The organism is Spongiimicrobium salis (assembly GCF_043678055.1).
GTDB classification, from domain to species: domain Bacteria; phylum Bacteroidota; class Bacteroidia; order Flavobacteriales; family Flavobacteriaceae; genus Spongiimicrobium; species Spongiimicrobium salis.
The window spans coordinates 107,782-122,265 of sequence record NZ_JBHEQA010000003.1 but is presented as its reverse complement, the minus strand read 5'-3'; the positions used below and the strand labels follow the sequence as shown (position 1 = coordinate 122,265).

Annotated in this window: 12 protein-coding genes; 6 read left to right on the top strand and 6 right to left on the bottom strand. The window is 39.7% G+C overall.

The window, feature by feature from the left end:
* Positions 1-18 precede the first annotated feature (18 nt).
* Entirely contained in the window at positions 19-570 is a 552-nt protein-coding gene (locus ACEXOE_RS15390; protein ID WP_394749726.1) for a collagen-like protein, read from the bottom strand.
* A gap of 180 nt (positions 571-750) precedes the next feature.
* Here ACEXOE_RS15390 and glgB point away from each other — a divergent pair, with 180 nt between their 5' ends.
* The 4 genes from glgB to ACEXOE_RS15370 all read left to right on the top strand — a co-directional run bounded on the left by glgB (position 751) and on the right by ACEXOE_RS15370 (position 7,395).
* A complete protein-coding gene (gene glgB, locus ACEXOE_RS15385; protein WP_394749725.1) occupies positions 751-2,646 on the top strand; it encodes a 1,4-alpha-glucan branching protein GlgB in 1,896 nt (631 codons plus the stop codon).
* Between the two features lie 101 nt (positions 2,647-2,747).
* Positions 2,748-5,147, top strand: coding sequence for a glycoside hydrolase family 31 protein (locus tag ACEXOE_RS15380; RefSeq protein WP_394749724.1), 2,400 nt, complete (start codon positions 2,748-2,750; stop codon positions 5,145-5,147).
* 37 nt (positions 5,148-5,184) lie between these two features.
* Positions 5,185-5,994, top strand: coding sequence for a M48 family metallopeptidase (locus ACEXOE_RS15375; protein ID WP_394749723.1), 810 nt, complete (start codon positions 5,185-5,187; stop codon positions 5,992-5,994).
* 72 nt (positions 5,995-6,066) lie between these two features.
* Positions 6,067-7,395 carry an MFS transporter gene (locus ACEXOE_RS15370; protein WP_394749722.1) on the top strand — a complete coding sequence of 443 codons (1,329 nt, stop codon included), beginning with the start codon at positions 6,067-6,069 and terminating at the stop codon, positions 7,393-7,395.
* 89 nt (positions 7,396-7,484) lie between these two features.
* Here the strand turns inward: ACEXOE_RS15370 and ACEXOE_RS15365 are convergent, their stop codons facing one another.
* The 4 genes from ACEXOE_RS15365 to ACEXOE_RS15350 form a co-directional block, all read right to left on the bottom strand.
* Positions 7,485-8,216: a head GIN domain-containing protein gene (locus tag ACEXOE_RS15365; protein WP_394749721.1), complete on the bottom strand. Its 732-nt coding sequence runs from the start codon at positions 8,214-8,216 to the stop codon at positions 7,485-7,487.
* A 27-nt stretch (positions 8,217-8,243) separates the two neighbouring features.
* Positions 8,244-9,332, bottom strand: coding sequence for a DUF4097 family beta strand repeat-containing protein (locus ACEXOE_RS15360; protein WP_394749720.1), 1,089 nt, complete (start codon positions 9,330-9,332; stop codon positions 8,244-8,246).
* A 65-nt stretch (positions 9,333-9,397) separates the two neighbouring features.
* Positions 9,398-9,961, bottom strand: a complete 564-nt coding sequence (locus ACEXOE_RS15355; protein WP_394749719.1) for a hypothetical protein — start codon at positions 9,959-9,961, stop codon at positions 9,398-9,400.
* Between the two features lie 2 nt (positions 9,962-9,963).
* On the bottom strand, positions 9,964-10,515 hold the full coding sequence (locus tag ACEXOE_RS15350; RefSeq protein ID WP_394749718.1) for an RNA polymerase sigma factor: 552 nt from the start codon (positions 10,513-10,515) through the stop codon (positions 9,964-9,966).
* 220 nt (positions 10,516-10,735) lie between these two features.
* Here ACEXOE_RS15350 and lon point away from each other — a divergent pair, with 220 nt between their 5' ends.
* Both lon and cmk read left to right on the top strand, forming a co-directional pair.
* Positions 10,736-13,189 carry an endopeptidase La gene (lon, locus tag ACEXOE_RS15345; RefSeq protein WP_394750086.1) on the top strand — a complete coding sequence of 818 codons (2,454 nt, stop codon included), beginning with the start codon at positions 10,736-10,738 and terminating at the stop codon, positions 13,187-13,189.
* A 163-nt stretch (positions 13,190-13,352) separates the two neighbouring features.
* Positions 13,353-14,045, top strand: a complete 693-nt coding sequence (gene cmk / locus ACEXOE_RS15340) for a (d)CMP kinase (protein ID WP_394749717.1) — start codon at positions 13,353-13,355, stop codon at positions 14,043-14,045.
* 50 nt (positions 14,046-14,095) lie between these two features.
* On the opposite strand, the gene ACEXOE_RS15335 is transcribed toward cmk, so the two are convergent.
* Positions 14,096-14,476 carry a LysM peptidoglycan-binding domain-containing protein gene (locus ACEXOE_RS15335; RefSeq protein ID WP_394749716.1) on the bottom strand — a complete coding sequence of 127 codons (381 nt, stop codon included), beginning with the start codon at positions 14,474-14,476 and terminating at the stop codon, positions 14,096-14,098.
* Positions 14,477-14,484 lie beyond the last annotated feature (8 nt).

The following is a 14,484-nucleotide window of genomic DNA, read 5'->3' as shown; positions in this document are numbered from 1 at the left end:
GAATGTTAAATCCTATACTTAAAGCTTTACACGTTGAACATCACTTTCGCTGATTCCAAGATTAGACATTACGGCATTGATATTAGAGGTGTCTAATTTGCCCGTAAGTTGGTCCGCTGGAATAACGGCAATTCTGAACACTTGATTATCTGTATCCCCTGGTAGTAATAAACCGAAGTCAAAATCGGCATCAAGAAAAATATCCACGTCAAAAAAGGTGTGCTCAAAATTGTATTGCAACAGGCCTTGATTTACAATCAGGGTTTGGGGTAAGGGCCTCCAAATGTCCACGGCTTGTCCATTAGTATCACTGGTCTGGTCAAATTGAAGAAAGACCAACACAACATCGGTTTCCAAAACTTCAATGGTTTGGGGGAATTCATAGAATATTCTATAATTGTTTCCTGCATCGAAAGTCCCTTCAATATCAATTACGGTACCGGTAACATTGACACCATCCTGTCCATCCCTTCCATCGAGACCATCAAAACCTGGAGGGCCTTCGGGACCTTCACATGAAAGAATGAACAATGTTAGAAATGCGCCTAAGAGTAAATTTAATTTTTTCATACTGTAAATTTAAAATCTGTATTAGTAAACGAGTTTATGATGACTTATTGTATGCATACTTTCAAAAAGCGTTCCAGTTTTTCACTTCCACAAAAAAAACTTTACTTATTAATAAGTAAACCTATGATTACCGCAGATTTAAAACAAAGTTGTTTAATATTGTAAAAAAATAAAATATCCATGCCAACCGTAGTATCCCATAGTTTGTTCTCCGAATTTGATATTGCCCTTTTTAAATCGGGAAAGCATTATCGGCTCTATGAAAAACTTGGAGCTCATCTTATGGAGCTTCAGGGAGTAAAAGGGACGTATTTTGCGGTATGGGCCCCTTCCGCAAAGGCGGTTTCTGTGGTTGGGGACTTTAATCATTGGGTAGATGGGGAACATCCTCTACATGTGCGGTGGGACGAAAGCGGAATCTGGGAAGGTTTTATTCCTGCTGTTGATCAGGGTACATTATATAAATACAAGATACACTCCCATCATAACGGTCAGATTACAGAAAAGGCGGATCCTTTTGCCAGACGATGTGAATTGCCTCCAAATACAGCATCTATAGTTTGGAAAGCGCCCTATCAATGGAAGGATGGCAGTTGGATGGGGTATCGTAGCCAGAAAAATGGATTGGATAGACCTTATGCGGTCTATGAAGTGCATTTGGGTTCATGGAAACGCAATGAAAATTCGGATTATCTTTCGTATTTGGAATTGGCCGAGGATCTTGTGGCCTATGTAAAAGAAATGAATTTTACCCATGTGGAGTTTATGCCCGTGATGGAGTATCCGTATGATCCATCCTGGGGGTATCAATTGACAGGTTATTTTGCGCCAACCTCCAGATTTGGGAAACCGGAAGACTTTAAAGAGCTGATCGACGCTTTTCATCAACACGATATTGGGGTTATCCTGGACTGGGTGCCCTCACATTTTCCTGAAGATGCCCATGGACTGGGATTTTTTGATGGCAGCTCCCTCTATGAACATCCTGATAGGAGAAAAGGGTATCATCCGGATTGGAAAAGCCTAATTTTTAATTATGAACGTAATGAAGTAAGGGCTTTTTTGATCAGTAATGCCGTTTTTTGGCTAGATCAGTATCATGTGGATGGATTACGGGTAGATGCGGTCGCTTCCATGCTATATTTGGATTACTCCCGTGAGGAAGGGGAGTGGGAACCCAACATTTATGGGAATAACGAAAATTTGGCAGCCATATCCTTTATTAAGGAGTTAAATGCCGAAATATATAAAAGTTTTCAGGGGGTGCAGACGATTGCAGAAGAGTCTACTTCATTTTCCAAAGTTTCCCGTCCCGTAGATTTGGGCGGACTGGGTTTTGGCATGAAATGGATGATGGGATGGATGCACGACACCTTGGAATATTTCAAGAAAGAGGCTATTTATCGCAGGCATCACCAAAACGATCTTACTTTTAGTATGACCTATGCGTTTACAGAGAATTTTATGCTTCCCTTTTCGCATGATGAGGTGGTCTATGGGAAACAATCGCTCTTGTATAGAATGCCGGGCGATGAGTGGCAGCGATTTGCGAATCTGCGCTTGCTTTTTGGCTATATGTACACCCATCCAGGAGCCAAACTTATTTTCATGGGGGGCGAATTTGGTCAGTCTTCGGAATGGAATTTCCAACAAAGTCTCGATTGGCATTTACTGCAATACGAGGTGCATTCGGGCGTGCAAGAATTAATAAAAGCTTTAAATACCTTATACAAAACCTATCCAGCTCTTTATGAAAAGCAATTTAGCCCAGAAGGGTTTCAATGGATAGATTATGGAGATCATGAAAATTCCGTACTTACTTACATCCGTAAGGGCCATGATGCGAAAAATGATTTAATTATTGCTTGTAACTTCACCCCCGTACCCCGGGAAAATTATAGAATAGGAGTGCCCAAGACTAAAAAGCTCAAAGAGATTTTCTCTAGTGATGCCATAGAATATGGCGGAAGTGGAATGCATAATGGTTCGGTAAAAATAGAGGCCATTCCTGCGCATGGACATAAAAAATCCATAACGGTAAGCCTGCCTCCGCTTGGTATTGTTATTTTTCAATAGGATAAACTACGCATAATGCAATAGTTGAAATTTGGAGGGCATATCTTTTTACTTTTACAACATAATGTCTTTTTTTTGTTGGCTAATAAAACCAAAACACCATGATTACCAATACGGAACTGGAATACAAAGGAAATTTATACCCTAATCTTATTGTCAGTATTCAAAGGGATACCGATAAGGTTTGTTTTACTACGGAAAACGGTGTGGTTTTGGAAGTTACCATTCTGCGCGATAGTGTATTGCGATTCCGATATGCGACCGAGCACGTTTTTGAACCCGATTTTTCCTATGCCATAAGCGAAGATGTCAGTAAGGGCTTTAACCACTTGGAGGTAGAGGAGACCGCTACGGAATACATTATAGAAACCTCAAAATTGAAGGTGCTTGTTGATAAAAAGACAGTGCGTGTGCAAATTTCCGACTTGGAAGGCACTATTTTAAATGAGGATGAACTAGGGTTTCATTGGGAAGAAAACTATACCTACGGGGGCAATATCGTAAAAATGAGCAAGCTTACCCAGGTCGGGGAAAGTTTTTACGCTATGGGCGATAAAGCCATGCATACCAATCTCAAAGGAAAAAGAATCAATAATTGGGTAACGGATCAGTATGCCTACGGAAAAGAACAAGACCCTCTTTATAAGGCAATCCCTTTTTATATAGGACTGCATAAGAACATTTCTTACGGGATCTTTTTTGATAATAGTTTTAGATCGCATTTCGATTTTGCCCATGAACGCAGAAATACCACTAGTTTCTGGGCAGAAGGAGGCGAAATGAATTATTATTTCTTCTATGGCCCCGAAATGTCAAAAGTCGTTCGGGATTATACAGATTTAACGGGGAAGCCAGAATTACCACCCTTGTGGGCCTTAGGATATCATCAATCCAAATGGAGCTATTTTCCTGATAGCCGGGTCAAAGAAGTGGCTCAAAAATTCCGTGATCTCAGAATTCCATGCGATGCCATTTATTTGGATATTGATTATATGGATGGGTTTCGTTGCTTTACTTGGGACAAAAATCGTTTTCCAGACCCAAAACAAATGATTGCGGATTTGAATGAAGACGGCTTCAAGACCGTGGTCATGATCGATCCAGGGATTAAAATAGACAAAGAATATTGGGTATACCAAGAAGCAATACAGAACGATTATTTCTGTAAACGTGGGGATGGCCCTTATTTTAAGGGAAAAGTATGGCCTGGCGAATGTAATTTCCCTGATTTCACCAACCCTGAGGTACGGGAATGGTGGGCCGGACTCTATAAGGGATTAATGGCGGAAACGGGAGTACATGCCGTATGGAACGATATGAATGAACCGGCCGTTATGGAAGTGCCCACTAAGACGGCTCCTTTGGATGTACGTCATGATTACGACGGACACCCTTGTAGTCATAGGAAAGCGCATAATGTGTACGGGACGCAAATGGTGAGGGCAACCTATGAAGGGGTAAAGAAATATGTGTATCCCAAACGACCTTTTGTCATTACAAGAGCCGCGTTTTCGGGAGCACAGCGCTATGCCTGCACATGGACAGGGGATAATGTAGCTACTTGGGAACATCTTTGGATTGCCAACGTACAAATGCAACGCATGTGCATGAGCGGCTATTCTTTCGTAGGTTCGGATATCGGTGGTTTTGCTGAACAACCGAATGGGGAATTATTTGCCCGTTGGATTCAATTGGGTGTCTTCCATCCATTTTGCCGAGTGCATTCCAGTGGAGATCATGGAGATCAGGAGCCCTGGTCTTTTGACAATGAGGTAACGGATATCGTACGGAAATTCATTGAGATACGATATCAGTTATTGCCCTATTTGTATACGATGTTCTGGAAATATGCAGAAGATGGTATCCCAATGTTGAAATCCTTGGTGTATTTTGACCAAACGGATCCCCAGACACATTTTAGAACGGATGAGTTTATTTTTGGGGAACAGATTTTGGTCTGCCCTGTACAAGAACCCAATGCCCAGGGAAGAAGAATGTATATCCCCAGAGGGAGATGGTATAATTTTTGGACAGAAGAAGTTGTGGAAGGCGGAAAAGAACGCTGGATCGCTGCTGATATCGATAAGATTCCTTTATTTATCAAAGAAGGAGCCATGATTCCTAAATACCCTGTACAACAGTATGTGGGGGAAGTAGCTTTGGAGGAATTGGTTTTGGATGTATACTTTAAAATGGGAACCGAAAATTCTTCAGTCTATGAAGATGGTCAAGATGGTTATGATTATAAGAAAGGACGCTATAGTTTACGCAACTTTAAATTGAACGGAAAGGAAAAGGAATTGATCATACAACAATTTAAGAATGGAACTTATATTACCCCTTATGAGACCTTTAAACTTAACTTTCACGGGCTTCCATTTAAGATAGATAGTATTCAATTGGACAATGAAAGTATTTCCTTTGAAGATGTAAAATTGAATGGGGATAACAGCATTCAAATTAGTAAAGATTTCACTTCTCTGCATATCATTGGAAATTAATTTTTTTGTAATTTACAGGTATAAAACACAAATCATTATGAAAAAAATAATTTTGGTATGCGCCCTGTTTATAGGCGTTACCGCATGTAAAACAAACCCCTTTACGGGGAAGAAGACACTGAATGCTTTTCCCAATAGCCAGTTGTTTCCTTCCTCTTTTGCTCAGTACAATCAGTTTTTAGGGGAAAACAAAGTGATTAAAGGCACTGCAGAAGCAAAAATGATAACTAGTGTGGGACAGCGCATTGCATCAGCAGCGGAACGTTGGTTAACGGCCAATGGATATCCCGGATATCTTAAGGATTATCAATGGGAATATAATTTAGTGAATGATAAGACGGTCAATGCTTGGTGTATGCCAGGTGGAAAAATTGTTTTTTATACAGGTATTTTGCCTATAACGCAGACAGAAACGGGTATCGCGGTAGTAATGGGGCATGAAGTGGCTCACGCTTTGGCCGATCATGGGGCACAGCGTATGACGGCGAGTTATGGACAACAATTGGGAGCGCTTGCAGGAAATATTCTGATCAAGGACCAAAAAGCTGTAAATACGTTTAATCAGGCTTATGGCGTAGGGACCACGGTAGGAGTGATGCTTCCTTTTAGTAGGGGGCATGAAACGGAAGCAGATCGTATTGGCCTACAGATTATGGCGATAGCCGGATATAACCCGGATGAAGCAGCAGAATTATGGAAACGTATGAAAGCAAATAGCGGAGGAGAGGCCCCGCCGGAGTTTATGAGTACGCATCCTTCCAATGATACGCGTATCAATAACTTAACGGAATGGGCACCAGCTGCAAAAGAAGAAGCCCGAAAATTTGGGGTAACTTCCTTCAAATAATCAAAACTAACGTAATAATTGTACCTTAGAAGCTGTTCTGTATTGGAACAGCTTTTTTTTTGAAATTATATTATGGAAAGAATAACTGCAGTTAAGGGAAGCAATAAATTATTAAACGCATGGGCATTCTACGACTGGGCCAATTCTGTATACAGCCTGGTGATTTCTTCTGCCATTTTCCCCATTTTTTATGGGGCATTGTTCAGGGTGGCGGAAATAGAGGAAGTAGAAGTCTTTGGTGGAATGATTGCAAGAGCCCCTCTGATAAGTTATACTACTTCGGCTGCCTTTGTCTTTATAGCTATTATTACCCCTCTGGTTTCCGGTATAGCAGATTACGTTGGCAATAAAAAGATGTTCATGAAATTCTTTTGCTATTTAGGTGGAGTTTCATGCATAGGATTGTATTGGTTTTCCTTAGAGCATATTTATATTGGTCTTCTGTGCTACTTTTTTGGTTTAGTGGGCTTCTGGGTAAGTTTCGCCATCAATAATTCGTATTTGCCCGACGTGGCTTTTCCAGAGCAACAGGATCGAATTAGTGCCAAAGGCTTTTCTATGGGCTATGCGGGTAGTGTATTATTGCTTTTGATCAATTTGGCCATGGTTATGAAGCCTGCCTTTTTTGGTATTGAAAGTGATGCAGGAGAGGCCGCGGAGATCAAGGCCATGAAATATTCTTTTTTGACTGTGGGAATTTGGTGGATCATCTTTAGTCAATATACATTTTATCATTTACCCAAAGGAAATAAAAAGGAAGGAGATCGTAAAAATGTAATCCTCAATGGTTTTAAGGAATTGAAATTGGTATGGCGGCAATTGGGAGATGAGATCCAGTTAAAAAGATATCTCATCGCTTTTTTTGTATATAGTATGGCCGTTCAAACGGTTATGCTGATCGCGACTTATTTTGGAGAAGAAGAAATTAATTGGGGAACCGATGATAAGCGCACTTTTGGCCTTATTATCAGTATTTTGATCATTCAAGTTATTGCTATCCTGGGAGCGACCATTACGGCAAGGGCTTCCAGGGCCTATGGAAATGTAAGAACATTGATTGTAATCAATGTACTATGGTTGTTGATTTGTATTTATGCCTTTTTTCTGATTACGCCAACCGACTTTTATATTGCGGCAGGATTGGTAGGGCTGGTCATGGGAGGCATTCAAGCATTAAGTCGCTCTACCTACTCCAAATTTCTGCCGGAAACCGAGGATACCACTTCCTTTTTTAGCTTCTATGATGTTGCTGAAAAAGTGGGGATCGTCTTTGGTACCGGAATCTATGGTTTGGTGGCACAATACAGCACCATGCGCAATGCTACCATTTTCTTAGGGGTATTTTTTCTTATTGGTGCATTTTTATTAACAAAAGTACCCAAACAAAGACAAGAGGAATAGGAGTACTACGAATCTCTTGGGGTTTTTAAATAAAGAAGCCCCGACCAAAATTGGTCGAGGCGTACTACATTTATGGTGGTATTGGTTTATTATCCTTTTGAAATATCTCCTGAACCAGAAGTTTTGGTATCAATTTTTTCAGGATTTCCTCGATAACGGATATCTCCTGACCCAGATACTCTTGCCTTTATAGATTTGTTTGCCGTAATCTTAATATCTGCAGATCCAGATATGCTTGCTTTTACGTTATCCGCGCTCAAATCATAAGCTTTGATATCTCCGGAACCAGAAATGGATACATCGAAATCGGTAGTTTTACCATCCAATCGAATATCTCCAGATCCTGACATGGAGGCAGAAATGGATTGGGCCGAGACGCTAAGTGTAATATCCCCGGAACCGGACATGGCCGTTTTAAAGGTATCGGATTTCAACATGGTTTTCCCAACAATATCCCCGGAACCGGATAAGGATACCCCATCAATTTGTTCTACGGGAACCGTAATATAGATGCCATTGCCACTCTTCCATGAAGAAGGTCTTAGGTTGACGCCTTTCTTTACTTTAATGACCAGCTTTCCATTTTTGACTTCGGTTTTTATATGTTCCAACAGGTTTTCTTCCCCTTTTAAGCTCAATTCTCCTTCATTCCCGTCTACAAGAATAACATCGAACCATCCAGATACGGCTACAGAATTGTAATCTCCGACAGAACGCTCTATGGTAACAACGTTCCCATTTCCTTTGATTTTTTTGCCCCATTGTGCTGTACAAGAAGCTGTAAACAATACGATAAAACTAAGTAATGCTAAATTTTTCATGATTATGTGTTTATTAAGTTGATGAATTTAATTTTTGAAAAATGATATTCCTCCATATTCACTATTGATGAAGATGCGGTTGCCACTGTTGGCTTTTCCGTAATATCCTTTATAATATTTTTCGCTTGATTTTACTTTACTGATATTGACTTCAAAATCGTCTTTACCGCTGACACCGGCATACTCCGTTTCAATTTCAAAATCAAAATAATAGTCCGACGCATAGCCAATTTTAATTCCGGTATAATCCGTTCGGATATCTATATTCCCCGCATCTGAGGCCATTCGATCTATCCTAATAGATCCATAATCCGCAGAAGCCTGTACATTGCCATGGATAATTCCTAATTTTACATTGATATAATCTCCATTTCCTTTCACATTATTGGCCTCTCCAATAACGATTTTACCATAATCAGCTGTATAATCCAGATTTTCCATTTCCTCAACGGTAGAATTGGTGTAATCGGCATTGATTTCCAAATCTCCTGCTTTTGCTATGGTAAAACCAGAATAGTCGGCCGTGATTTTACCACTTTCAATGAAGTCTATAGTAGATTTGGAGGTGTAGTCAAAATTAAGTTGATTGTTACGACCGCGCAATTCTCCAATATCCAATCTTCCATAGTCACAATTGATTTTCGCATGTCCATCAATTCGATCGAGATAGATATTCCCATAGTCATTGCTTAAATGCACACTGTTTTTTACTGGAAGTTTTATGGTGTAATTTACTTGTACGCTGACATTTCGTTTGCCGCGATCCCATCCCCATCCTCTATTGCTCGATTTTTTGAACATTGTTCTTGCATCTACCAGCGTATTGCTGTTCTCAAAGTTTACAGTGATTTCATTCAAACGTTCCTGGACTTTCTCTTCCTTATTACCACTGGTTTTGATATGGACTTCAATTACTACCCGGTTTTCGTTCCAGGAGGTGATATTTAGATTCCCATATCGGTTTTTCACCTTTAAAAGGGCATCAGCGGCAACGTTGAATTCTTTTTTTATGGTCTTTTCCTTTTTATACTTTCCCTTTAAGGTTCCATTTCCTGCGATAAGGGTTATGGGCAGTAAAAAAAGCAGTATGGTATATTTAAAAACTGTTGTACTCATTGTTTTGTTCTTTAATAATTCTAATGAAATTTTTTTTAGCGGTCTACACTGGTATTTGTTAGCTGTTAAATAGTGTTTTGGCTCATTTCACTATTAAGATCTAAAGCTTTAATGGATTCTATTTGTTGTAAAACATCCTGTAATAGATCTATTCTAATTTGAAAATTGGTAATCATGGCACTTAAAATAAGTTTGCTGCTCCCCCCATTTAATAAATCCTGTTCCAACATATCATAGTCCTTTTCCAATTTTTTCAATTGCAACATGGCATCATCTATAATATGCTTTGTTTCAGGAGTGCTTTCCATCTCCAATTTTTGTATTTGGTCCTCAATGAGGTTGGCAAAATAAAACTCCGTCTTGGAGACTTCCGGAGAAATCTCGGCCACCTGTTCATTGGTGGGGACTTCAGCAGTATAGGCGGTAAAGCCAATACTGACCAAAAGAACTACAGCAGCGGCAATAGATAAGGGCTTCCACCAACTTCTCTTCTTTTGTTGAAGCGTTACCACTTTGGTTGAAGCTTCCAATTTTTCTAAAAACCTGGCCTGATGTCCTTGCTCTGGCTCTTCCGTATCGAAGGTCCCGTGCAGAGAAGCAAACAGATTTTCAAATTCATCTTTTTCCATGATTAAGCAAATTGTATTTTTTTTCGTAAACTTTCTTTGGCTCTGGAAATTGTAGTTCTACAATTCGCATAGCTCATATTCATAATAGTACTTATTTCTTCATAGTCATATCCTTCAATTAAATGTAAGGTCAAAGAAACTCTGTAATTATCTTTCAGTTGTTTCATGGTCTCCATCACTTTTTGAGCCTTTAGTTCTGTAAACACATGATCAGAGGTAATTCCATCATTATCTTCGACCTTGTACATAATATCATCTAAATCAACTTCGTTTTGTTTTTGTTGTTTTCTGTAATGATATATACTGTTGTTTACTACAATCCTTTTTAGCCAGGCTCCAAAAGTGACCTCTCCTTTAAATGTGTGCAGTTTCGTAAACGCGTTTAAAAACGATTCCTGCATGACATCTTCAGCTTCGGCGCTGTTCTTTACAATCCTAAAAGCTGTATTGTACATAGCTTTGTAATAACGGTTGTAAACTTCCAATTGCGCACTTTGTTTTTGTTCTAAACACAATTGCAGTAAAACATCAATATGTTCTTTTTTGTGGCTCAAAAAGTGGATGATTTGTATTAGAGATAAATCAAGTTACGCATTGTTACACTTTTTTAAGATTTTTTTTTCATTTGTTGGCATAAGAATTGTTTTATAAAGGGAGATAAGTGCGGTGAAAGCTTGGTTTTCACCAGATATAAGGCCTTGAGAAAGGTTTATGTGTAATTTTAAAAAAGAAATCTTTTTGTCAGGTAATGACAGAATGACCGATTATATAACTATGGGAAATTCCAAATTTTCAAATTTTGACAACATGTCTCTACAGGGAATAGATGAGGATGCTGAATTGATTCCATTGATGACGCCTGAAGATGAAGAGGAAATGAACAATGAAAGCTTGCCGGAGACACTTGCTATTCTCCCTTTGAGAAATACGGTTTTATTTCCAGGTGTAGTGATACCCATTACAGCAGGAAGGGATAAATCCATTAATTTAATCAAAGATGCGAATAATGGTTCCAAAGTAATCGGAGTAGTTTCACAAAAGGATGCGGAAACAGAGAATCCTGGTGTCAAGGATATCAACACCATTGGAACCGTTGCAAGAATTTTGAGGGTTTTACAGATGCCCGATGGGAATACTACGGTGATCATTCAAGGGAAAAAGCGTTTTGAAATCGCCGAAGTATTAGATCAAAAACCGTATATCACAGCGAGGGTGAGTGAAACTAAGGAATTGAGGCCAGATCGGAAGAGCGAAGAGTTTAGGGCCATCATCGATTCGATCAAAGAGTTGTCCTTAAAGATCATAAAGGACAATCCCAATATTCCCAGTGAAGCTTCTTTTGCAATCAAAAATATTGAAAGTAATTCCTTTTTGATCAATTTTGTCTCTTCCAACCTTAATCTAGGGGTTGCAGAAAAACAGGAACTCTTGGAAATTGGTAGCCTTCAGGAGCGTGCGCTGACTACACTGAAGTATATGAATGTGGAGCTTCAAAAGTTGGAACTAAAGAATGATATTCAATCCAAGGTCCGCAATGATATGGACCAGCAACAACGCGAATATTTCCTGCATCAGCAAATGAAGACCATTCAAGAAGAGCTGGGAGGGGTTTCCTACGATGAGGAATTGGATGAAATGCGTAAACGCGCCAAGACGAAAAAATGGGATAAGAAGGTAGGGGAGCATTTTGACAAGGAATTATCTAAAATGCAGCGTATGAATCCCCAAGTGGCAGAATATTCCATTCAACGGAATTACCTGGACTTATTTTTGGACCTTCCTTGGAACGAATTTTCAAAGGATAAATTTGATCTTCATCAGGCTCAAAAAATATTGGACAGGGATCACTACGGTCTGGAAGATGTAAAGAGAAGGATTATAGAATATTTGGCGGTCTTAAAGCTTAGAAACGATATGAAATCTCCTATTCTATGCTTATATGGACCTCCAGGTGTAGGAAAAACATCTTTAGGTAAATCTATTGCAGAAGCGCTCGGAAGAGAGTATGTGCGCATGTCTTTAGGAGGACTTCGGGATGAAGCAGAGATTAGAGGGCATCGTAAAACCTATATTGGTGCCATGCCCGGCCGTATTGTACAAAGCTTGAAAAAAGCGGGAAAATCAAATCCAGTATTTATTTTAGATGAAATCGATAAATTATCGAATAGTCATCAAGGAGACCCTTCATCAGCGATGTTGGAAGTCTTGGATCCTGAACAAAACAGTGAATTTCATGATAATTTCCTGGAAATGGGGTATGATCTTTCCAAAGTGATGTTCATTGCTACCGCCAATAATCTTTCTACCATACAACCGGCATTGCGAGATCGCATGGAGATGATCAATGTTTCCGGATATACTATTGAGGAGAAAGTGGAGATTGCTAAGCGACATTTGTTGTCCAAGCAATTAAAAGAACATGGACTTAGTACTAAGGATTTAAAAATAGGCAAACGCCAGCTAGAAAAAATTGTGGAAGGTTATACCAGGGAATCGGGTGTACGTTCCTTGGAAAAACAGGTGGCCAAGATGGTACGTCATGCGGCAAAATCCATTGCCATGGAGGAAGACTATAATATTAGCGTGACCAATGAGGATGTTGAAAAGGTACTGGGACCAGCACGTTTGGAGCGCGATAAGTATGAAAATAATGACGTGGCAGGAGTGGTCACGGGCTTGGCTTGGACCAGTGTTGGAGGGGATATTCTTTTTATTGAATCTATATTGTCCAAGGGTAAAGGAGCTTTGAGCATCACGGGAAACCTTGGAAAAGTAATGAAGGAATCGGCTACCATAGCCATGGAATATATTAAATCCAATGCTTCTAATTTTGGATTGGACACTAGCATTTTTGATACGCATAATGTACATATTCATGTTCCTGAGGGTGCAACGCCCAAAGATGGGCCGAGTGCTGGAGTAACTATGTTAACTTCTTTAATTTCGTTATTCACCCAACGAAAAGTGAAAAAGAGCCTAGCCATGACCGGAGAAATCACCCTAAGAGGCAAAGTATTGCCGGTTGGTGGTATCAAAGAGAAGATCTTGGCTGCGAAACGCGCTAAAATTAAAGAGATTATTCTTTGTGAAGAGAACAGAAAAGATGTATTGGAAATTAAAGAAGCCTATCTTAAGGGACTTAAATTCCATTATGTTAAAGAAATGCACGAAGTGATAGAAATAGCGGTTCTTGATCAGAAGGTTAAGAATGCCAAGAAATTTGCTTAAAAACCCTTAATTGGGATAAAAATGTGACCAAGAAATGCAATGGTAACTTAAAATGTAGACCCATTGCATTTCGTTGTTATTCACAGCCAGAATGGATTTTTCTAGCATACACTTTTTAAGCTTCCCCCTTTTTTATCCTGTCTATTCTACCTATTTTTGAACAATGCAAAAAATCACCATAGCCATTGATGGATATTCCTCTACGGGAAAAAGTACCATCGCCAAGCAGTTGGCAAAAGCATTGAACTACATCTATGTAGATACAGGCGCTATGTACCGGGCAGTGACCTTATTTGGTATGCGAAATGGTCTGATCGGCCATGCTTCGGAGGATTATGATGCTTTGGTGACTTCCCTGCCGCAAATACATTTAAGATTTCAGTACAACGATGGTTTAGGATATTCCGAAATGTACCTTAATGGGGAAAATGTGGAAAAACAGATACGCACCCTAGAAGTATCCAGACATGTAAGCAAGGTTGCCGCCATTGAAGAAGTTCGCATAAAGTTGGTACAATTGCAACAAGAAATGGGTAAAGATAAAGGAATGGTGATGGATGGTCGGGATATTGGAACAGTGGTACTACCTGATGCAGAATTCAAAATTTTTATGACAGCTTCTCCGGAGACTAGGGCAGCACGGCGGTACAAGGAATTACTGGATCGTGGGGATGAGGTGACTTATGAAGCGGTATTAAAGAATGTTCAAACAAGGGACCATATTGATTCCAATCGGGAATTTTCTCCCTTACGGAAGGCCGAGGACGCCATAGAATTTGACAATGGGGATATGGGACTGCAGGAACAATTTGAACGGATTTACAATCATGCACTTCGCATTATAGCAAAACAATAAAAAAGGTCCGGAATTTTACCGGACCTTTTCTTTACGTTATTGTACCCAAATTACGGATTTGGAATCACCAAAACCTGATCGGGATGGATGACATCCGGATTGCTCAAAATATTGGTGTTGGCAGAGAAAATTGCTTTGTATTTCATGGCATCTCCATAGTAGTGTTTCGCTATCTTACTAAGGGATTCTCCTCCTTTTACCGTATGTCTGTGGTATACCGAATCATCGGCTACGCTAATATTGGCTTGTATATCAGAGGCACTTTCGCCACCTAATTCCTTAATTTTGTCCCATAATAGGTTCTTCTCATAGGGCGTATTCGCCACGCCTTTTATCTTAAGAACTCCGCCTTCCTCACTGACATTTCCATCCTGAATCCCTAATTCTTGGCCAAGATCTAGAACACCTTGGTACTTTGCTTTAACACTCATAATTATTG